At 47.2% G+C, this 19,952-nt stretch carries 16 protein-coding genes; 4 read left to right on the top strand and 12 right to left on the bottom strand.

Annotated features, from left to right (window positions below; all coding sequences use genetic code 11):
* The first annotated feature begins 87 nt into the window (after window positions 1–87).
* Entirely contained in the window at window positions 88–855 is a 768-nt protein-coding gene (locus AZI86_RS00195) for a response regulator transcription factor (protein WP_061833079.1), read from the top strand.
* Here AZI86_RS00195 and AZI86_RS00190 read toward each other — a convergent pair.
* From AZI86_RS00190 to AZI86_RS00150, 9 genes are all read right to left on the bottom strand, one after another.
* Window positions 827–3,832 carry a beta strand repeat-containing protein gene (locus tag AZI86_RS00190; RefSeq protein ID WP_061833078.1) on the bottom strand — a complete coding sequence of 1,002 codons (3,006 nt, stop codon included), beginning with the start codon at window positions 3,830–3,832 and terminating at the stop codon, window positions 827–829. The genes AZI86_RS00195 and AZI86_RS00190 overlap by 29 nt on opposite strands.
* Window positions 3,833–3,844: 12 nt before the next feature.
* Window positions 3,845–4,429 (bottom strand): hypothetical protein, encoded by a 585-nt coding sequence (locus AZI86_RS00185; RefSeq protein WP_061833077.1) that lies wholly within the window; start codon window positions 4,427–4,429, stop codon window positions 3,845–3,847.
* A gap of 139 nt (window positions 4,430–4,568) precedes the next feature.
* Window positions 4,569–5,903: an OmpA family protein gene (locus tag AZI86_RS00180; RefSeq protein ID WP_061833076.1), complete on the bottom strand. Its 1,335-nt coding sequence runs from the start codon at window positions 5,901–5,903 to the stop codon at window positions 4,569–4,571.
* 73 nt (window positions 5,904–5,976) lie between these two features.
* The gene (locus AZI86_RS00175) at window positions 5,977–6,684 is read right to left on the bottom strand and encodes a hypothetical protein (protein WP_061833075.1); all 708 of its coding nucleotides are present in this window, start codon (window positions 6,682–6,684) and stop codon (window positions 5,977–5,979) included.
* Window positions 6,665–6,970 carry a hypothetical protein gene (locus AZI86_RS00170; RefSeq protein WP_061833074.1) on the bottom strand — a complete coding sequence of 102 codons (306 nt, stop codon included), beginning with the start codon at window positions 6,968–6,970 and terminating at the stop codon, window positions 6,665–6,667. Before AZI86_RS00170 ends, AZI86_RS00175 begins: the two co-directional genes overlap by 20 nt.
* On the bottom strand, window positions 6,960–8,450 hold the full coding sequence (locus tag AZI86_RS00165) for a hypothetical protein (RefSeq protein ID WP_061833073.1): 1,491 nt from the start codon (window positions 8,448–8,450) through the stop codon (window positions 6,960–6,962). The genes AZI86_RS00170 and AZI86_RS00165 overlap by 11 nt, the downstream gene beginning before the upstream one ends.
* A 21-nt stretch (window positions 8,451–8,471) precedes the next feature.
* Window positions 8,472–9,200 carry an outer membrane beta-barrel domain-containing protein gene (locus AZI86_RS00160; protein WP_172797986.1) on the bottom strand — a complete coding sequence of 243 codons (729 nt, stop codon included), beginning with the start codon at window positions 9,198–9,200 and terminating at the stop codon, window positions 8,472–8,474.
* Window positions 9,201–9,377: 177 nt separating this feature from the next.
* A complete protein-coding gene (locus AZI86_RS00155; protein WP_061833071.1) occupies window positions 9,378–12,191 on the bottom strand; it encodes a hypothetical protein in 2,814 nt (937 codons plus the stop codon).
* 153 nt (window positions 12,192–12,344) lie between these two features.
* Window positions 12,345–14,048 carry an ABC transporter ATP-binding protein gene (locus AZI86_RS00150; RefSeq protein ID WP_061833070.1) on the bottom strand — a complete coding sequence of 568 codons (1,704 nt, stop codon included), beginning with the start codon at window positions 14,046–14,048 and terminating at the stop codon, window positions 12,345–12,347.
* 144 nt (window positions 14,049–14,192) lie between these two features.
* On the opposite strand from AZI86_RS00150, the gene AZI86_RS00145 reads away from it, so the two are divergent.
* Window positions 14,193–14,441 carry a cysteine rich repeat-containing protein gene (locus tag AZI86_RS00145; protein ID WP_061833069.1) on the top strand — a complete coding sequence of 83 codons (249 nt, stop codon included), beginning with the start codon at window positions 14,193–14,195 and terminating at the stop codon, window positions 14,439–14,441.
* A gap of 26 nt (window positions 14,442–14,467) precedes the next feature.
* Window positions 14,468–14,860, top strand: a complete 393-nt coding sequence (locus AZI86_RS00140) for a group II truncated hemoglobin (protein ID WP_061833068.1) — start codon at window positions 14,468–14,470, stop codon at window positions 14,858–14,860.
* Window position 14,861: 1 nt separating this feature from the next.
* Here the strand turns inward: AZI86_RS00140 and AZI86_RS00135 are convergent, their stop codons facing one another.
* Together AZI86_RS00135 and AZI86_RS00130 are read right to left on the bottom strand one after the other, a co-directional pair.
* Window positions 14,862–17,396, bottom strand: a complete 2,535-nt coding sequence (locus AZI86_RS00135; RefSeq protein WP_061833067.1) for an ATP-binding protein — start codon at window positions 17,394–17,396, stop codon at window positions 14,862–14,864.
* Window positions 17,397–17,509: 113 nt separating this feature from the next.
* Window positions 17,510–18,313, bottom strand: coding sequence for a protein-glutamine glutaminase family protein (locus tag AZI86_RS00130; RefSeq protein ID WP_061833066.1), 804 nt, complete (start codon window positions 18,311–18,313; stop codon window positions 17,510–17,512).
* A 54-nt stretch (window positions 18,314–18,367) separates the two neighbouring features.
* Here AZI86_RS00130 and AZI86_RS00125 point away from each other — a divergent pair, with 54 nt between their 5' ends.
* The gene (locus tag AZI86_RS00125; RefSeq protein WP_253715486.1) at window positions 18,368–18,703 is read left to right on the top strand and encodes a KH domain-containing protein; all 336 of its coding nucleotides are present in this window, start codon (window positions 18,368–18,370) and stop codon (window positions 18,701–18,703) included.
* 42 nt (window positions 18,704–18,745) lie between these two features.
* Here AZI86_RS00125 and gltS read toward each other — a convergent pair whose 3' ends face one another.
* A complete protein-coding gene (gltS, locus tag AZI86_RS00120; protein WP_061833065.1) occupies window positions 18,746–19,927 on the bottom strand; it encodes a sodium/glutamate symporter in 1,182 nt (393 codons plus the stop codon).
* Window positions 19,928–19,952 lie beyond the last annotated feature (25 nt).

Below are 19,952 nucleotides of genomic sequence, written 5' to 3'. Positions count from 1 at the left end.
CTTACAACTAGGACCTTCTAAATAACAAACTTAAATTTGTGGACCTAAAACGGGATCCGATAGAAAATATTGGGAGAGGGGATGAATATGAAAAAGAATGTACTTTTAGTTGAAGACGCACGAGACATACAACTTCTAGTTCGCACGGCCCTTGGTGATCTGGTTCATTTGAAATGTGTAGAAACGGTGGACCAAGCCAACAAAGAACTCCATCAAAGCGATTACGCTTTAATGTTGTTAGATGTGACTTTACCGGATGCAAATGGTTTTGATTTTTGTAAGCGTTTGCGCAGCGAAGAAGAATTTGCTGAGCTGCCTATATTCTTTTTAACCGGCAAAGATGAAACGGCGAGCAAAGTGGCGGGTTTTAATTCCGGCGCGGATGACTACGTCACTAAACCTTTTGATCCTGAAGAGCTTGCAGCCCGCGTAATGGCTCGGCTTGGACGCAAGGGGCAGGGCCAAAACCAAAGTCAGGAGATTTTTCAAGTCGATGGTTACCGTGTGGATTTAGTTCAACATAAAATTTTTCAACGTCAGGCTTCTGGTGAAGACGAATATTTACCATTAACGCCGCTGGAGTTTCGTTTATTAAGCCTGTTTTTAAGAAATGAAGGAAAAGTTTTCCCGCGACAAGAGCTGTTGCGTTTATTCTGGGGAGACGACGTCTATGTTTCTAGAAACACGGTCGACACCCATATTTCTTCGTTAAGAAAAAAAATGGGGGCTGATGGGACCGCGATTAAGTCTATTTTTAAAAAAGGTTATTCGTTCACCCGCAGCTCGAGTTCCACTAAGAAAACAGCTCCCACGAAAGAAGAAACCCCTAGTACCAAACAACCACTCGCCCATTAGCGCCGTTGCCACCGGCCGTGGCAGAGCTGCCGTTACCAAAACCACCCCCGCCGCCACAACCCGGCATGGTGGCGTTGGATCCGTTCACATTGTATTGATAAGACCCTGGGGTTGCTGATCCCCCGTAAGAACTTCCTCCATTACCGCCATAGTAGCCATTGCTTGGCAGGCCCAAGCCCCCTGGAATTGTTAAGGTCGCGGTCGCTGAACCACCCGCTGTGATGGAAATCGAACTTGCTCCCGGAGAACCTCCCGCACCGCCTGTGGCACTGGCGTAAGTTCCGAATCTTGAATCCGTGCCATTTGAACCTGAGGTGCCGGCGTTTCCTTTGGCGCCCCCAGTTCCTACCGTCACTGTCACGGCGGATGAATTTGCTAAAGTGTAAATACCTGACGCGTAACCACCAGCACCACCGCCAGCTCCGCCCGCACCACCTATGACTAATAATCCTGACGTACCACCGGCACCGCCACCACCGGCCCCCCAAATCTGCACATGAACTCGAGTGACTCCAGCGGGCGGTGTCCAGTTGGCCGTGGCATCAAAGACCACCATGTTAGCCATGGGTGCCACGTTCGTAAGCTGAGAGCCATCAACCGCGGGCAGTTTTCCGGAACTATCAAGTTGCACAATTTTATTTGCCGTCGTTCCGACGTCCACATTCACGGTGCCGGTTGACGTGATCGTTCCATTGACAAGACCGGTGCCGGCCGTCACCGATTTTACAGTACCGCCACTGCCTTCAGCACTTGCTAATAGTGCCCATGAAGAACCATTGTCGCGATAAATTTTATTTGTATCGGTGGCAAAATAAATTCGGCCCGTTGTTCCGGCCGCGGGTTTTGCGGTATCTAGACCTGATTTAAAACTGGGTGTATCGCCATCATTGACGACAGCATCCGTAATTCCATAACCACCGACGGTTGAAGGAATACCGCTTGTTATTTTTGACCATGGCAATGCCGGAACATCACCTACCGTTAAGACGCCACCACTGGTCACGCGACCTTTGGTATCAACACCTAATTTTGTGTATGTGCCTGCTGAAACCCCCGTGGTTGTCAGCGTCGGGTTTGGGTAAGTTCCCGTTAAGTCACCACCAGCAGCCCCATTAGGTGCCCGCGAATTTGTAAGGCGTGAATCATTACCCATAACCAGTTCAGTGCTAGCCGCATCCCCGCTGGCGGCGATATTTTTTTCAGCACCCGAACCCAGGCCCGGAAGGTTTGAAAGACTTACGGAAATATTAGCGCACGCAAAAGTATCGGTGCCCGAGCTATACACCATCGTTTGTCCCGCCGAACAATTCGTTGGTAATTGCGTCAGTCCACCCGAAGTTTTTAAATCCGTGACATTCAGAAATGCCGGAACGAGAGTGCTTCCGCTGTAACGATGAATTTGACCAACAAGGGGGGTAAGGGTTGAAAAACTTAAACCCTGAACTTTGCTAACGGTGGGGTTGGGGAATGTGCCTGAAAGATCCCCTCCCGCATTTCCTGACGGCGCCCGAGAGTTATTTAAGCGCGCATCCGTGGCTTGAACAACAGTTCCAACGCTGGTGCCGCCGTCCGTGGCTAATTGCACGACACCCGTGGTGCCAGTCGTGGCTGCGGCCACCGTAACAATCGGGGCTAGTGTGGTTCCAGCAATTGTAATAGGAGCAGTTCCGGAAATCGAAGTGACCGCTAGGCTTGAAGGCGTGCTCCAAGAAAGGACCCCATGTCCGTCGGTCGTTAAAATTTGACCCGAAGAACCCGCTGTTTGCGGTAAAGTTAATGCGTAATCCGATGACATGCTGTTTGGAACACTCACGGTTACTTTATTGGCATTTGTATTGGTAAAAAGTCTTAAGCCTTGAGTTCCAGTTGTTGTCGCATTCATTTGAGATGCTGACATATTTCCTGAAGTCGAAATATTTCCACTGACGGAAAGAGCCGTTGTTCCAGAAATAGTTCCAGAGGTGATTGCTGAACCCGAAACTCGTCCTGGACTTGTGATCACCGGCATATCCGCATCAGTCAGGTTTGAACCCGCAGTCACTCGGCCATAGGCGTCGGTGGTCACTTTCGTGTAAGAACCTGCCGTACCCACTGGAGCTAAGGCAATCGTTCCTGAAGCGGTGATTGTCCCGCCAGTAAGGCCTGTGCCGGCTGTGATAGAAGTCAAAGTTCCGTTCGTCGGAGTTGTGACCGCCCATTTATTTTGCGCCGAATTCCATACCAGGCTTTGACCGTTACTTAATCCTGCGAGGTCTAAGACTTTGCCCCCCACGACAGAGTCTGCATAGTTTTTGTTAACGGCGGCATCATTAGACATTGGGGAATCCGGGACTTTCACACCACCCGAAGTGAGATTTAATACGCCGCCTGACATTGGTAAATCCGAAGATTTAGCATAAAGATTTGAGGACCCATTGGCGATGGCCACAAGGTCTGTGGCAATATGAGAAATCGCATCCACGCGAGCTTGCGTGGTATGAACATTCACTTGGATGAATTTGTCTTTGCCTAAACCCTCAAGAGTGCGTGTATTGAATGCATAAGGCACGCTGCGCACTGTTTGATCTGTCGGTAAAGAAACGACTTCAGTTCCATCATCATAAGAAAAACGCAAACGACGCATGTCGCCTGAGACAGGCGAATAAGTACAACCCGCAGCTCCGGTTTTGGTGCCTAAGTTGTTAAAGACCTCATTGAGGGTTAAAGAGGATGCGTTCGTATTAGAACCTTCCCCCACATTTAAAACGAAATTTCCGGCAGAGCCCGTCATGTCGCGGTGATGAGTTTCTTCGAATAAAAGGCAAAGCCCATCTGGAGAGCGAATTTGCAATTTGAAAGTGACCGAGGAAGCTTCAACCGGATCAAGACCATTGGCCTTATAGATCTTTCCTTGATATGTGAAACTTGCCGGTGGTTCACTGGCAAAAAGTAACGAGCTGAATAATAAAATCGACATCGCGGCGAATGTTTTCATCATGAAAAACCTTTATTAGTCATTGATAATGGAACTTAAGACAGAAGAACGAAGACGAAGTGTGCCTTGGGAATCTTTTTGAATAAAATCTGATTCTGTAATACCCGATGTAGCAATCACGCGCCGGCCTGAAGGCAGGCGCATATCCACCGCGGTGCTCACAAAGGCAAAATTACTGCGTAAAGGCTTTGGTGCGATGAACATCACGGAAGACACTAATGAGAAGGCTCCGGTGAGCTTAAGGCTTTTTAAACCGGCACGGGTGGTGTAGATCATGCAACGTGATTGACCTTGTTTGTTGGAGGTGGTGCAAGGAACCACGACGTTATCAGGTCCCGAAACCGAAATACCCATGGTAACACCTTCGACGGGATTGCCGGTGGCCGAACGAATGCGCAAGTTGACTAAAGCGGGAGTGATTCCATCGGCGACATTGTCATTGGAAATGTTGATTTCCGTCATGTCTGCGGAAGGAGCTTCCGCGTTGATCGTCTCGGGCACCTCGGGCGCAATAAATGCATCAAAAGAAGAATTGCTGCAACCAAGTATGGATAGAGTGACCAGGGTCATCAGCATCACGGAAACAAGGACCTGAGACATGACTTTTATTCCTTTCTTTTGTGTCGTTTTTGATCATCGGCAAAGAAAGTGAATAAAGGTCATCAAGAAAGTTTAAGAAATCATAAGTGGTTGAAAAAGTGATATTAATTAAAAAATCAAGATTTACACAGTTTTGAATTTAGTCTAGGTCCCGTACAATTCGCACCTCTACGCGACGGTTCAGCGTGCGACCTTGAAAGTTACCGTTATCCGCAATGGGACGCTCGGCTCCGTATCCGATGGCATCAATTTCCAGATGTTTTAATTTTCCCGACGCAACAAAATATTTTTTTACATTATCCGCGCGTTCCTGACTGCGCAGCCGATTTCTTTCGGCTGAACCAATTGAATCCGTGTGTCCTTCCACGGTGATTTTTTTGACGTTGGGTTTTGATGCCAAGAAATCGATCAAGTGGTTGAGCATGGAGTGATGCCGTGCTTGAATTTTGGAAGAGCCAAAATCAAAATCTAAATTTTCAATCCGAACGATTTCAACAGACTCCTTGGGTTTTTCTTGGGCCACGGGAATCAGCGTTTCTTCTGTAGGCACCGTGGCGGCCGGTGGCGTAATAGCATCCCAACTTAACGAAAGGCCCACGTACATACGCCAGTCCGGCGTAAAGAACCCTTCCGAAATCCTGGTGCCACCACCGGCATGTAAAGCCGTGTAAGTGTTGTAATCGTATTTAGCGCCCAGCAAGGCCTCTGAAGACACATTGTCGCGGGAAAAGTATTTTGTCGAATCTATGAGCTTGTTCGCCCAAATTTCGGCGATGATTTTTGTATCAAGACTGGTGAAATAATAACTGGCCGCCAGCGACGCAATGATTTGATCTCCCATCGGGTCATAAACCGAGGAGGTGAGGGCCGGGCCCTCATTGCGCACCCGATAACCGGCATTAAGGGCGGTGACAAATCCTCCGCGGCGATAGTCCACCACGGCCTCAAAATTGGTGCTGGGGCCGCCATCATCTCCCACGAAGGGATTGTTTCTGGTTTCATTGACGTTGACGGAAATCAAAACCGCACTTCCCCAAGATTCACCACGAAAGAAAGCGTACTTAGCTAAGAATTTAATTTCGTTAAGCCCTGTTCCGGCAAACTGGGCCCCAGGCTCGTTGCGATCGACTTGTTGGTCTACCAGGTAAGAAAGTCCCAAGGCGGCTTCCAGCCTGTCGGTGATACCCAAGGCGATACCCAGATCCGCAAAAATCATGCGGTCATCAGCGCCGATAATCTGGCCATTGTTGGTGCGAGTGTCCGGGAGTGAGTTGGTGGCTTGATTAAAATAAAGCCCCATATTGAGATAGCCAGAAGAAAGCGTGCGGCTGCTGTGCACTGTGACAAAGTCAAGGCCACTAGGAACGGGATTAAAATTAGACGTGTCATTACCAACAAAGTTGGCAAAAGCTTCTTGATGAAGTCCAAGAAAAATAACTACGAGGAGCAAACGGCTAAATAAATTCGTTTTCATGGAGGTCCCCAGAATAAAAACTCTGAGGACAAAAGTAAACATCACTTACTTTATTTGACCAAAAACAAGTGACTTAAAAAACTTGAGTAATGCCGAGCTGCACGGTTTGACCAAAGTTCAATTTCTTTTCAAACGAATCGGCACTGGGAGTGGCGTTATCACGCACTCTTACGGAAGAAGGATCCATTTTTTGATATAAAGAAAACAGATAGCCTAAATCCACCGACGTTTTCTTAGTAAAATAAAGTTTCAACTGGGCGCCAGCTTGAACCGCCGGAAGCCATGTGGTTTCCCAGTTTTGAGCACCCACCAGGGCCAACCAACTAAAGCTCATGGGAGTGATGACTTCTTTTCCCATACTGACTTTACCGTAATAAGAGTCCCAGCTGCGTAAAACAAACGCCCCTGATTTTCTGGGAGGAGCGGCGGAAAAATTCATCTTGGCCGAATGGTTCGCAAAGGTATCGCTGTAAGAAGTGGCGTTCCCCATCCATTGATCCCAACGGAAGCCCCAAGCACCGCCTTCATCAAAGTTATAACGCGCATCGATTGTTAATACTTGGGCGTTATAAAAAATTTCATCCATAAGGACGCCCGCGGCCACCCCAATAGAGGCGCGTTTGGCTTTTTGCACGGTGCGATTGAGAACCACCATCTTGGTGTCCGTTTTAGGGATGACCGTTTCGCTGGGAAGTTCGTTTTCGGGCAAAGTGATGTTGGCGCCGTAGGCCAGACTGCTACACAAAAGCAGAGCGGTGATTTTACTTATGACCGAATTCATCTTTGGTATTCTCCACATCTTGGATAAAGTCTTTGCGAACTTTAATAAATCTTTTAAAGCGATTATCTAGGCGGCTAGAGATCACGTCGCCTTCCGGAAGCATGGTGTCCCCTTTAACAAGCTCATCATCAAATGTGACAGAAACTTTGCCCTTTTTCACCGGACGCATTATTTTCGGAGTTGAAGCCGCCGTGGGCGCTGCGGGGCCCGGGGCCGCGGCCTCTTGAGCTTGAGCCGCACCTAATAACAGGCTTATCAAAACGATGATCGTAAAATTAGTCTTCACAGCGATTTACTCCCAGGTATTGATAGTTGCCGATTTCATCAATCCAGTATTCGCCCGTAAAGGGCCAGTAACGGAATCCATTTTGAACATAGAAAGAACGTTTTTCATTGGCATCCACTGTCAATGGCCCGGTCAGTTTCGCCTTAGAGGCCCGTTTCTTTTCTTCTAAGATTTCGTATTGCAGGAACTCGACTTGCGCATCTAGATCACGATATTCTTTTTGAAAATTTTCAATGCGGGCTTTAAAAACGCGGGCGATGTTTTTATCTAAGCTGCGAAGTTTAGCTTGGTAAGCTTTTTTAGCGTAATTTTGAAAGCCCGGATTTTTGGCCGTTTTAAACAATCTTAAGAACGTCTGTTGTTCAGTTAAGATATCCGCTTTCACCTTTAAAAGACCACGTAAGGGCTGTTCATCCATCAAGGTGCGCACCACAAAGAACGGCAGCTGAGATTTCTTTTTAGCACGAGGATCTTTGATATTTGCTTGAGCTGCTTGCAGTTCCGCGATCACACTGGCTTGAGTTGCAGAATTTTTAAGCCAGGCCGTTAAACTGTCATCAAGGCCCGCAAAGTTTTTTTGGAAGGCTTTAACGGCTTTCATCGCCTCATCCCCTTGGCAAGCGAAAATCAAGATGATCGCGCGCAAGATGAAGCTTTCAGGGTCATAAAAGTTTTCATAAAACGGGGTGTGCAGCGTCTGTAAAGAACTTAAGGCCGAACGAATCTTCCCACCGCGGAATAGAGTCCACGCCAGTTCCATTTGCACTTTGCGATAAGCTGAGTGGTCCTTGGGGATTTGGCGATAGATGTTTTCGGCTTCCGCCATATTGCGGCCTTGATAAAGGGCGCGCGCATAATTTGCTAAAGCAAGGCCACGCATTTCATCATTCGGAGCTTTTTGTTCAAAAGAAGAAGCCAGGTGTTTAAAGAACTCTTGGGCTTTTATAGGATTGTCTTTTTTTAAGTAAACCAAGCCGCCGGTGAAAATGGCCTTTTCGTTGTCGGGATTTTTCTTTAAAACCGCATCGACGTTGCGAAGAGCCTCGTCGTATTTGCCGTTTTCTTGGTTATAATCAGCCAGACGGTTGAAAAAGACTTCTTGAGATGTTTCTTCGAGGTCTTCAACACTTAATTTATTGATGGCGTAATGCAAAAGGGTGTTGTCATTGGTTTCATAAGAAATCTTCACCAAAGTGTCTAAAGCTTTTTTCTGCAACTTGCCTTCAGCTTGGGTGGCCACAGTCATCATTGGAATAGAAGCTAGATGGGGCAGTTTTAGTCGGTACAGTGAAAGTCCAAAGCCGTAGCGTCCTTTGGTCAGTTCACTGGGGGAGTTTTCTTTAAAGAACTCAAAAGAAGCATTGGCAAAGCTGCCTTTGTTGAAAAGAGCGCGTCCTTTTTCAAGGGCGGCAGAGCCAGCGGCATGTCCCGCAAGGGGTAAAGTCATCGATGCTAAAATGAGGGCGATACGTGTTTTCAAAACTTTCTCCTTCGAGTGTTTCTAGCGGTAATCTGGTTCAGGGAAGAACCAGCTATAGCCCAGATTTAAGAAAGTAGAGTTCTCGTTAGAATCTTGGCCGACAATATTTTTTGTCGAATAAAAGGCCCAAGTAAGATCCAGTCGCAATGCTGTTGAGCGAGTCAGAGATAAAAGGCCCCCCATGCCGACTTGGACGGAAGAGCTCGAATAGTTTTGGGAGTTTGTCATGTTCCCGCCACCGATCGTATTGTAAAGCTCAAAAGGCAAAACTTTTGTGTCGCTCATTGAAACTTTACCGTACATGAAATTGTAATAAACGTTCGCCCCCATGAAAGACTTTAGTGAAACCAAATTCTGCACGGACACGTTGTTGTTATTGCTGATATTATCAATTTCTGGACGGGCACTGGAAGAAAGATAATTATAAAAAAGTTCAGCACCCCAAGCTTCATTAAAGTGATAAAGGGCGCGCAAGGAAAGACCACCAGTCAGATAAAACACGTCTGTCGGAACGGTGACTAAGCCCGCGGTCAGCTGAAAGCGGCCTGACTTCGGCATGTAGTTTTTTTGAATGACCGCAAGATCTGAATACAATGTCGACGATCCTACGTCGCTAAAGTCTGCTTTTTGTCCACCGCGAACGGGGGGGCGAGGCGAAGGCTGCTTGCTTTCTGTCGGCGCTTCAACTTGGGGAAAGTTTGTCTCTAAGACCTGTTCGATCTTATCGATTTCCTTATAGTTGAGATCCATATTTTGATTTTCTTTTGGCGTAGCAGTTTGGCCAAGAGCGAATGCCGGAACTAGAAGAAGACCCAGAAAGAATAGATTGTTTCTCATGTTCAAATTAGATCGCGCCAACAGACAGTCGGGCAAGCTGATAATGATAACTCATAGCCTTTGGGCTGAAGCCGATTTTCAGACCTTTGCCTAGGGGGTTACGGTCACGGTGACTACTTGCGTTTGGCCGGAAGAATCCGTCACCGATACCGTCGCCGGGCCGGTCGTCGCACCGACCGTCATATTAAATTGGAAGGTGTTCCCCCCGCGCATGGGAGTGTCCGCTGAAGACACGTTAGAAAGTATCGTGGTGGTGTAGGGGGCACTTCCGCCGGTGATTTGAACTAGCAACGAAGAGTTTGGCGCCGTGGTGGTTATCGAAGGTGTGACCGTCATGTTAGATGCAAGAGGATTCAGGTTAATAAAACCCTGATTGGAAACAAGCGGGGAACTTGCGTGAAGATTTTGTCCCGCTCCGGTGAAAAACGTCCGCACAAATACGGAGCTGCTTGTGGTCCCCGAGGCAATCTGGGTGGAAGAAATGGGAGCCGATGCGCAGGAAGAACTGGCGAAAAACTCAATGTCTGAATGGCTTGTGTATAAGTTGACGGGAATATTTTCCGTGGCCACTTGATCAGCCCCATTAATATCGCGAATTTTCACTGTCACGGCCGTACATTGATAGGTCAAAATATCAAAATGGCCCGCGGACGATGCGGGACTAAATGCGAGCGAATGGGCTATCGGGGTCTGGTTGATGTTGATGATTCCCGAGGCTCCGCCATATGTGAGTTTGAGTTTTTTATTCACCGGAACGTTGCCGGCTGCCTTGATCACAAAACTTTTAGCGGATTGAGAGGAGAAGCTAAGGCTAGATAACGGTGTCGGAGACGCGCACGTATCATAAAAGTTAAAACCCGTCGGCAAACTTGCCGTATTTCCAGCAAGATTTTCAAATGACATAGTCACTTCGCCCGTAAAACTGACGTTGGTGTTAGAGCTGTTCATGGCGCGGGCGCGAAACGGAAAACATCCATACTCAAAGATCTGGGCATTGGTAAAAGGTTGTCGATCATTGGAATTGGTTTCGATAATAAAACCTGTTGGAGTTTCTGTTGGAAAATCACTCACTGCCACATCGATATCAGAACCGTTAGTCAGAGAGGCAGAGTTACCAGTGATCCCCAGAGTCAAGGTGGTGGATGAAGTGACTTTATAAAAAAACGCGGCATTGACTTCGCCAGCGGGAATCACCACGGTCTGCGAGGTTTGCGGGGTTCCTGAGCATGTGGCATCAGGATATAATTTCGCGGTCGGCGTTCCACTTATTGAGGCGGCAATTGAAACACTGATCGGAGTCGAAAGGGGATACATCATGGCGGAACCGCTGGTGCGAGAGGCGTAGGCGACCATGCGCACGCACTGACCAGGCTGGGGCGGAATCACGCCGGGATAAGCAAGAGAGACCGTTTCTGGTGGCGCCCATACCGTAGACATCGGATAAGCAAACATTAAACGCCCTAAAGGTTTACCCATCGACGTCAGGCAGATCGCATAAGATTGATTAACGACTGGGAACTGGGACATCTTAAATAGCAGCTTGTTCCCGGAAAACTCTGCGGGGAAGGTTCCGACCGGTTGCCAGAAAGAAGTGTCGATATGATCACAGCGATCTTCACCGCCCATATAGGTCCCGGCCGGATTTTTGTACACCATCACTTTATCGACCACGTTTTCTAAACCGGGCAAGACATTAAAGGTCTTATACATTTCTCCGTTTAAATAGACATCTCGACCGGGGTAGCGATTGGTAGTCCCTTGGGAAGGCTCTAGCCCCAGGCTTGAAATAAAGCCTTCATTCATTCCCAGCGACTCTTGAAAGTCCTCGCGGGTCGATTGTCCAGAATACACTCCCGGTAAGAACCACAAATAATCAATAAACTCTTGGGCGTAATTTAAAGTCCCGCAAGACGCAATTCGTTTTCCTCCCACAATGGTCACTTCTGTGGGGGAATAAGTCGGGGTCGTGCCGTGATAAAAGTGTTTAAACGGACGAGCCGAATAAAAAAAGGCAGAGTTTAAAGCGCGTTCTGAATGCAGGGTCCCGCCATTGAGGTCTGTTTGTGAAGTCACGCAAATGTATTTGGAAGCGATCAGAGCCGGATCGTTGGCAAAAAATCCCACGATAAAATCTTCGCGTTCACGATATTTAAAACCCATAGCGCCCGAGGTGTAGCTCCAAAAAGATTCAAACGCATTCGGAGTTGAAAAACGGACGACGCGTTCTGAGGTCGCAAAAGAACTGCTCGTCAGCTGCGATCCTAAAGTATAAGTGCTGCCGTTGTTGGCGGTGATGATGTAATCAACCGGGACGTCGGCAAAGCTTGAGGTTTCAAACCAACCAGCATAAATCGGTTTTTTATCAACCGGCATCGAAGGTTTGCCTGCGGGGCGATAAACCATTTCAAGCACGCCCGTGGGACCGGCATTTGTCGAAGTTAAAAAGCGACCGGTGATGCGGCTCATGGTGGTAACACCGGCACCGCCCAGTTTGTAGACGGGCAAGGTGATGTTCTCGATAGATTTTTTTAAACTTTGGGTGACATCGCCATAATAAATCCACGGGGAGTCGCTTTCATCAGCGGCGTAAGCGGCGATAAGCTGAACGAGACGGTTATCGCCGGGAGGAATTTCGACTTCAATTGTTGATGGCAAGGCCACGTTATCACCCTGGGAATCTAGAATCACGCGAATGGGATTTACGATATCCGGAGCCGTGATTTGCAAGGCCACGTGATGAAGTTTCAATGCGGTGTAAGTAGAGACCTGACTTTTTTCAATGCGTTCTTGAAGTTCGGAAGGAAGGGCTAAAGTGATGCGACTTTTGTTGGAAGCATTTCGTTCGCAACCAAGGTTGAATGCAAAGCTGAACATTGCTAATGTGAGCCACATCATTTGCTTCATGAAAACTCCGACACATGCGAGTTATTAGTACTCCTAAAATATCGGTAAATTAAGGGCTCTGCTAAAGCGCTGGAATGGCACAAGAATTACAAAAAAAAGCCCTAACTAGAGTTAGGGCTTGTCTCAATTTGGAATTTCGTTTTTAGAACCCGTTTAGATCATTTTAGGCTGACCCTTTGGGATCGCACTTAAAAGTTTTTTCGTATAGTCGTGTTGAGGATTGTCATAGATGTTTTGGGCCGTATTCATCTCAACAATCTTACCGCCATACATAACAGCCACTTCGTCAGAAATGAATTTTACGACGGACAAGTCATGAGAAATAAAGATGTAAGTCAAATTGAACTCATCTTGAAGATCCAAAAGAAGGTTCAAAATTTGGGCTTGGATTGAAACGTCGAGGGCCGATACGGATTCGTCGCAGACGATAAACTCAGGACGAACCATCAGCGCGCGAGCGATACTGATACGCTGACGTTGACCGCCCGAAAACTCATGCGGGTAACGGTTGAGCATCGCGGGTGTTAAACCTACTTTTTTGATCATGTCCGCGGCGATATCTTGACGTTCTTTTTTTGAAGAACCCAAATCGTGGATTTCCATCGGCTCCATCAAAATCGCACCGATTGTCATACGTGGATTTAAAGAGGCGTAAGGATCTTGGAAAACGATTTGCATTTTTTTACGGATGTCTTGCATCTGTTGGCGGGAAGCGCCGGCGATGTCTTGACCGTCATAAACAATGCCACCAGAGGTTGGCTCCACCAGTCTTAGGATAGAGCGGCCCAAGGTTGTTTTACCGCAGCCTGATTCGCCCACCAGACCCAAAGTATGCCCTTTACGAACATTAAAGCTCACGTCATCAACGGCTTTGGTATAGCTTTGTACGCTGCCGAAAATTCCCCCGTGGTGAGGGAAGTGGGTTTTTAAATTCTTAACTTCAAGCAAAACTTTTTCGGTGCCCGTTAATTGATGAGAAACGCCTACTTCCACGCGCGGCGTGTATTTTAACTCTTCCCCATTAGGTCCCATAAAGTCGCTCAAAACAGGCAAACGCGCGGGATTGCGATCCATGGAAGGACGGCACGCCAGCAATCCTTTGGTGTAAGGATGTTGAGGATTGGCAAAGATTTCGCGAGAGACATTGCGCTCAACAATGTGGCCTTTATTCATGACCATCACTTCATCCGCGATGTCGGCAATCACTCCCAAATCATGAGTAATGAATAATAAACTCATGCCGGTTCTTTTTTGGATGTCCGCTAAAAGATCTAAAATTTGTTTTTGGATGGTGACATCCAAAGCCGTCGTCGGCTCGTCACAGATCAAAAGATCTGGATTACAAGCAATTGCCATCGCGATCATGATACGTTGACGTTGACCGCCGGAAAATTTGTGAGGATGGAAGTAAAGGCGTTCTTCCGGATGCGGAATGCCCACCAAAACCAAAAGTTCCAAAGCCCGTTTCAGAGCTTGTTCTTGGTTCATACCTTGGTGCAGGCGCAAAGTTTCTGTGATTTGGTCGGCGATAGTCAAAACCGGGTTTAAGGACGTCATCGGTTCTTGGAAGATCATGGAGATTTTAGCTCCACGAATTTCTCTCATCTTTGCGTCAGAGACCTTCAGCAGGTCTTGGCCTTCAAAAAGGATCTCGCCCGAAGTAATTTTACCCGGCGCAGCAATTAATCTCATCAAAGCCAGGGACGTAATACTTTTTCCAGATCCAGACTCGCCCACGAGGCCCACGGTTTTGCCTTTTGGAATGTTAAAGGAGATGTTTTTTACAGCGTGGACGATGCCATCTTCTGTTGTAAAATCGACTGCTAAATTACGTACTTCGACAATGTTTGTGGCCATCTATTTAGTCCCCATTTTATCCGGGCTGGGCCCGAGAAATGCCGGGTTTTTCCCGAGATTGGCACCTTAGCAGGATCTTGCCTGGGGTTCAATCTGATAGCATCCTATTCATAAAAAAACTTAAACTCCAAAAGGAAGGATTTTATGAAACCGATGTTATGGGCAACCACGATGGTTCTAAGTTTATTTTTAGGCTCTGTCGCGAGCGCCGATCACCACGAAAAAAAAGAGCCTATGAAAGAAAGAATGCATGAGTGGGGTAAGGCCTGCAAAGACGACGTGAAAAAGCACTGCAAAGATGTGCAAAAAGGCGAAGGCCGTATCGTGGATTGCCTGAAGGCCCACCGGGACGGTTTAGCTCCCGCGTGCAAAGAAAAAATGGATAAACTCTAAGATTTTTGTGTGCTAGTTTCGCCGCCATGGATTCTCAGAAAAGTATGTACGAACTCCTTGGCGGTGAACCGGTTTTACGAGCCTTGGTGAAAAGATTTTACGAAGTGATGGACACTCTGCCCGAAGCGCAAGGCATTCGCCAAATGCATCCCACGCCACTGACGTCTTCTGAAGAAAAATTATTTATGTTTTTATCAGGCTGGCTGGGCGGACCTTCGCTGTTTGTTGAAAAATTTGGCCATCCGCGAATGCGCGCGCGACACATGCCTTTTAAAATTTCGAAGTCCGAACGGGATCAGTGGATGCTTTGCATGGTGCAGGCTTTTGACGATTTAAAAATTCAAGACCCGATCCGCTCGGATCTTTTATATTCGCTTTTAAATTTGGCCGATCATATGCGCAATCAACCCGAAGACTAGATCAGTGAGCGGCGTATTTGCCTACAAGCTTCGCCACGGCTCTGACAAGTTGTTTGCCTTCAACGGGTTTTGCGAGGTGAGCTTGAAAACCCATCTGCAAAGTTTTCTTCTGATCTTCTTCTTGGGCATACGCGGTCAACGCTATGGCCAGTGTTTCTCCCCCCATGTCCTGGGGTAATTTTCGAACCATGCCAATTAAATCGTAACCATCTTTTTCGGGCATCCCGATATCGCTAATTAAAACATCTGGTCTTACGCGCACGACTTTTTTAAAGGCCTCGGTGGCTGATGAGGCTTTATCCACACGGGCTCCCGCGCGCTTTAACACGGTGGCCACTAAGGATAACGCATCGGCCTGATCATCGACGACTAAGATATGTACACCGTCTAAAAGATGAGAGACATCTTCCAAAGTGTCGTCTGTGGTTGGATGTGAACGTAACGACGTGAGGGGTAAGATCACACTGAAAGTGGATCCCAGGCCCTTTCCCTCGCTGGTCACTTGAATGTTGCCGCCGTGGGCTTCAACAATATTTTTAGTGATTGCAAGTCCCAGGCCCAAACCACCAAATTTTCTGGTGGTGGCAGAGTCTTCTTGGCGAAATCGTTCAAACACGTAAGGTAAAAAAGTGGGATCAATGCCTTTGCCATTATCTTTGACGGTGATAACCACATTGGATTCTGCCGCCGTTAAAGAGATATGAATTTTTCCATGACGGGGAGTGAACTTCACCGCATTTGAAAGTAAATTCCAGAAAACCTGTTGTAAGCGGGTGGGATCTCCCGTGATCAGTCCGACATCCGTGGAAATGCTATCAGTGATTTCAATGTCTTTAGCCGAAGCAGCTTGAGAAATAGATTCTACCGCCAGCGGAATGAGCTCTGCCAGATCCACGACCTCCATATTCATTTGCACTTTGCCGGTGATAAATTTAGAGACATCTAAAATATCACTGACGATATGCACTTGTGCTTTGGTATTGCGATAAATGGCCTCGATAGATCTTTTCTGATCTTGGGGGGACAGGTTTTCTTCGTGTAAAAGTTCACTATGACCCAAGATCACGTTCATGGGCGTTCTAAGCTCATGGGAAATCGTCGCTAAAAATTCATCTTTCAGGCGATTGGCGGTGCGGGCTTGCTCGTAAAGGATTTCTTTTTCGACGGCTTCGTTTTTAAGCTGTTGATTGACGATCTTTAACTCTTCGGTGCGTTCTTGGATTTTTCTTTCTAAATCGTGGGACAGGTTTTTAAGGCCTTCTTCAGAGCGGATGCGGGTGATGTAAAGTCCCAGTCGTTTGCAGAAATCGTCTATTACACTCATCAGTCGCGCATCTTGTTTTAGGGCTTCGCTGTGATACATCGCCAAGACGCCAATCAGCTCGTCACGGTCGTAAATCGGAGAATAAAGCATCGTTTTAAAACCTGCGCTTCGCAATATCTCGGACCGCGGTAAAGTCATTTTATCGATATCAATCATCCATTGCGGAGAATCGCTTGTTAAAGCAGCCCCGGCCCAACCTTGGCGGCTAGAGAGATATTTGGGATTCTGACTTTCAAAAAGACTTTGGGTTTCTTTATTTTTTGACCAGACATAGGGGCAATAAAAGCTTTGGCTTGTTGGTTCAAAAAGCCAAAGCTCGGCCAAAATCCATCCACTGCCTTGGCAAAGTTCTTTTAGCAATAAAGGACCGACTTCGTTCAGGGAAGCATTTTCGCTCATGATTTGCGAGGAGGTGAGTTGAATTACGGAAAGCTGTTCGATGCGTTTTCTTTCTGAAATATCATGCAAGAAAGCGCCGAACCACAAACTGTCTTTTTGTTGGATAGGATAAACGGTGAGCTCCATGGCTAAGATCGTTCCATTTTTATGGCGAGCGGGGACTTCAATGCGGCGGTTGAGGATGGCGCCTTCGCCGGTTGCTAAATAGCGCGTAAGACCCACGTGATGAGCCTGGTGAAATTTTTCCGGGACGATAAGGTCAATCAACGCGCGCCCCAGAGCTTCCTCACGAGTCCAGCCAAAGGTTCTTTCTGCTTGCGGATTCCATTCTTGGATTTTGCTGTTTTTGTCGATGGCGACAAAGGCGTCATAGGCGGAGTCGATGATGGCGCGCATTCTTACTTCACTAGCGCGTAAATCCTCTTCTTGTTGAATACGTCTTTCTAATTCTTGCTCTAAAAGAAACTCGGAACGGTTTTTTAAAAGACCCACCACCAAAGCGATGATAGGATAGGAAATACACCATGCAATAAGACGTCGTAACTCCATCGGGTGGTAGGCAAAATGTTGGCCCGGAATAGACAGATTATAGGCCAAGCAAATCGCCGCAAAGGCGGCGGTGAGTAATCCAGGTTTGTATCCGCCGAGCGTGGCAGTAAAAATAATAATAAGCGTCAGCGGCGCGATCGGATTGGGAAGATAGAACGCAGTATTGCGTAAAAAGAACATGAGAAGAATTGTCACGACAATCAGTGACGGTCCTAAGAAGTAAATGAATGGCCCTTGGTGTCGAGAGAAGTAGGTCTTCTTCATGAATCCCTCATAAGCTAAAAACTCAATTCGCTTTATTATGTATTTTTTTGTTTACGAGGGATAAATATTTCGAGGGCTAGTTGCTGTTACACATAGGGAGAGAAGCAAATCTGCTATTTGCCACCGGACATCGCATCCAATTTTCCTTCAGTGTCATCTCGGTCCCAAAGCTCGTCACCAATATAATCATTCAAGCCGGTTTTGCTTTGTTCATAGGATTTATATTTAGCGATTTGTGTTTTTAAGCGTTCTACTTGCGCCGGGTCTTGAAAGTCCATATCTAAAGGGCTGCCAATAACGTATTGTCCTGTGCGGCCAATCTCGGTATCTAATTTAATTTTCTTATCGTGCTTGCTAAGATTTTTTTTCCACTGCTCAAAAGTCACGGCCTTGGTTTCGGCCGAAGGGTCAATCACGTAAGGAACCATCTTGCCTTTATCTTGCACCATCACCACGGGCGCCACGTGATCGGTCCAACGCCAAGGATCGTCCGGCTTAGCTTTATCCGCAAGTTGCAGGTAGTGCTTGTATCCACCGCCTTTTTCTTCCCTCACGGACAAAAAACCTTTTAATGGCTTAATGCCTTTTAAAAGCATCAGACGAGTCATCTCGTTAGCGCGGTCAAAACAACCATCAACGGGGAACTTAAAAGCGATGTGATCTTGGGCGGCCATTTCTTTGAATAGCGATTGGGCTTCATCCGGGGTCAGCAGGCTGGTCGTTTTCCCTTGATAGGTTGTCGGACGGGTGTACAGGGCCTTTTGTTTTTCGGAATGACATGAGGCCGTCGGAGCGGAAGAGTTGACTTTGCGAAGGGTCTTATCAAGGTGTTCACAAAATGATGTCAGGGAGGGCTCCGCTGCCCAAGAGTTCGACAAAAAAACGAGAAATACCGAAAGGAAACAAAGGGATTTCATTACATTTTTATCGGCAAAAAATCTTTGACCCTAAACTCAAAAAAAAGCCCCGCAATGGCCCCTCCGTTTATCAAGTCTAGTCCGCAGAACGCCGAAAAAGAGACTGCAGCTTTTGTTGTTGTAATGGAAAGCGGAGGCTTTGTGGACGACCGTATGCGCTTAGCGCAGTTGCTGAAAAATATTGTACAGGAAATGACCTCATGCCCGGGAGAGGTTGAAGTCACGTTCCAGTCCGGCGAAAAAACCACCGTCTATCATATCACGGTGCCAGAAGGTTTTCGGGGAAAACTGATCGGTGCTCAAGGAAGAAATATCACCGCACTTCGTGGAATCATCGGGGCCATGGCGGGAAACCACGGCTTTCGTGCCGTTATCGAACTTGTGGCTTAAAGGTAAGTCGGAGCGACGGTTCGGCAGAGGCCGAACGCGGCTCTAAATAAGGAAGTTTAAGCACAAGGTAATTAAAGCCGCATTGATAAAATCAATAAAACAAGACCCCACTAAAGGCACAACTAAAAAGGCCTTTGGGGCCGGGCCGTACTTTTGCGAAAGCGAAGACATGTTGGCCATCGCATTCGCGGTGGTTCCCATCATAAAGCCGACATACCCGGCACTGATGATCGCGCCTTCGTAATCCTTGCCCGCCACCCAGAATGCGGGGCCCAGGGCGGTGACGATAACTAAGATTGATTGCAGGCCCAAAAAAATCAAAATCGGTAAAGCGGCATTTTTAAGTTCATCCAATCTTAAGCTCATAATCGCGGTCGCAATAAAAAGTGTTAAAGCGACAGAACCAATTTCTTCAATCCAATCCGGATTTAATTTAAAGACCACTTTGGTGTCTTCAATATTGCGAATGACCGCCGCGACGATCATCGCCCCAATGTATACGGGCAGGGTGATGCCAAGCCCGGCAATCCAACCACCCAAGGTTGTACCGACGCCCATGATAAGGGCGATGCCCAAGGCATGATAAAGCAGATCTTTACCCGCGCGTGATTTTAAAAGTTGATTTTCGTCGTATTGAAGTTGCAGTGAAGGATTGTGCTCTTTCAATCTTCTTTTATGAATCAAGTAAGTGGCAAGGGGAGTGCCGATAAGCCCGCCTAAAAGAATTCCCCCCATTGCGGAAGTTAAACCAATGGCCGATGCACCTTCAACCCCCGCGGCCTCAAAGGAAGGGCCAAATGCCAACGCCGTTCCCGGGCCGCCGGTCAATGCCACAGCGCCTGTTAAAACTCCCATCAGTGGATGAACGCCCATCACTTGCGCCGCCCCAAGTCCGGCTAAGATCTGCACTAAAAGTCCCCCGACGGTGAGCAATAAAAAAAACACCACGGTTTTGCCGCCCGCTTTTAATAAATTTAAGGAAGCCGAATATCCGACGGAAGCAAAAAAGATGATCATCAAGCTTTCTTCGTAAGCTTTGGTGAAGTGGATTTGAAAAATATCATAACTTTTTAAAATAGCTAAAACGGCCGCGAGAATAAACCCGCCAATAACGGGCGAGGGCAAATTGTATTTATCAATGAAGTGAATACGTTTTTTTAGAAAGTGTCCAAAATAGACAACCAAGGCGGCGATGGCGAGTGTTTGCAAAGATGTAAATGTCATGCCCTCAAGGTTAAAAACCTTTTGG

Source organism: Bdellovibrio bacteriovorus, from assembly GCF_001592735.1.
GTDB lineage: Bacteria > Bdellovibrionota > Bdellovibrionia > Bdellovibrionales > Bdellovibrionaceae > Bdellovibrio > Bdellovibrio bacteriovorus_D.
Note: the sequence above shows the minus strand (reverse complement) of the source record. Positions and strands in the feature narration are given on the sequence as shown.

Bases quoted from the DNA above. Each gene is read 5' to 3' on its own strand.
- AZI86_RS00195 (WP_061833079.1), top strand. From the start codon at position 88: ATGAAAAAGAATGTACTTTTAGTTGAAGACGCACGAGACATACAACTT.
- AZI86_RS00190 (WP_061833078.1), bottom strand. From the start codon at position 3,832: ATGATGAAAACATTCGCCGCGATGTCGATTTTATTATTCAGCTCGTTA.
- AZI86_RS00185 (WP_061833077.1), bottom strand. From the start codon at position 4,429: ATGTCTCAGGTCCTTGTTTCCGTGATGCTGATGACCCTGGTCACTCTA.
- AZI86_RS00180 (WP_061833076.1), bottom strand. From the start codon at position 5,903: ATGAAAACGAATTTATTTAGCCGTTTGCTCCTCGTAGTTATTTTTCTT.
- AZI86_RS00175 (WP_061833075.1), bottom strand. From the start codon at position 6,684: ATGAATTCGGTCATAAGTAAAATCACCGCTCTGCTTTTGTGTAGCAGT.
- AZI86_RS00160 (WP_172797986.1), bottom strand. From the start codon at position 9,200: ATGGATCTCAACTATAAGGAAATCGATAAGATCGAACAGGTCTTAGAG.
- AZI86_RS00155 (WP_061833071.1), bottom strand. From the start codon at position 12,191: ATGAAGCAAATGATGTGGCTCACATTAGCAATGTTCAGCTTTGCATTC.
- AZI86_RS00150 (WP_061833070.1), bottom strand. From the start codon at position 14,048: ATGGCCACAAACATTGTCGAAGTACGTAATTTAGCAGTCGATTTTACA.
- AZI86_RS00145 (WP_061833069.1), top strand. From the start codon at position 14,193: ATGAAACCGATGTTATGGGCAACCACGATGGTTCTAAGTTTATTTTTA.
- AZI86_RS00140 (WP_061833068.1), top strand. From the start codon at position 14,468: ATGGATTCTCAGAAAAGTATGTACGAACTCCTTGGCGGTGAACCGGTT.
- AZI86_RS00135 (WP_061833067.1), bottom strand. From the start codon at position 17,396: ATGAAGAAGACCTACTTCTCTCGACACCAAGGGCCATTCATTTACTTC.
- AZI86_RS00130 (WP_061833066.1), bottom strand. From the start codon at position 18,313: ATGAAATCCCTTTGTTTCCTTTCGGTATTTCTCGTTTTTTTGTCGAAC.
- AZI86_RS00125 (WP_253715486.1), top strand. From the start codon at position 18,368: ATGGCCCCTCCGTTTATCAAGTCTAGTCCGCAGAACGCCGAAAAAGAG.
- gltS (WP_061833065.1), bottom strand. From the start codon at position 19,927: ATGACATTTACATCTTTGCAAACACTCGCCATCGCCGCCTTGGTTGTC.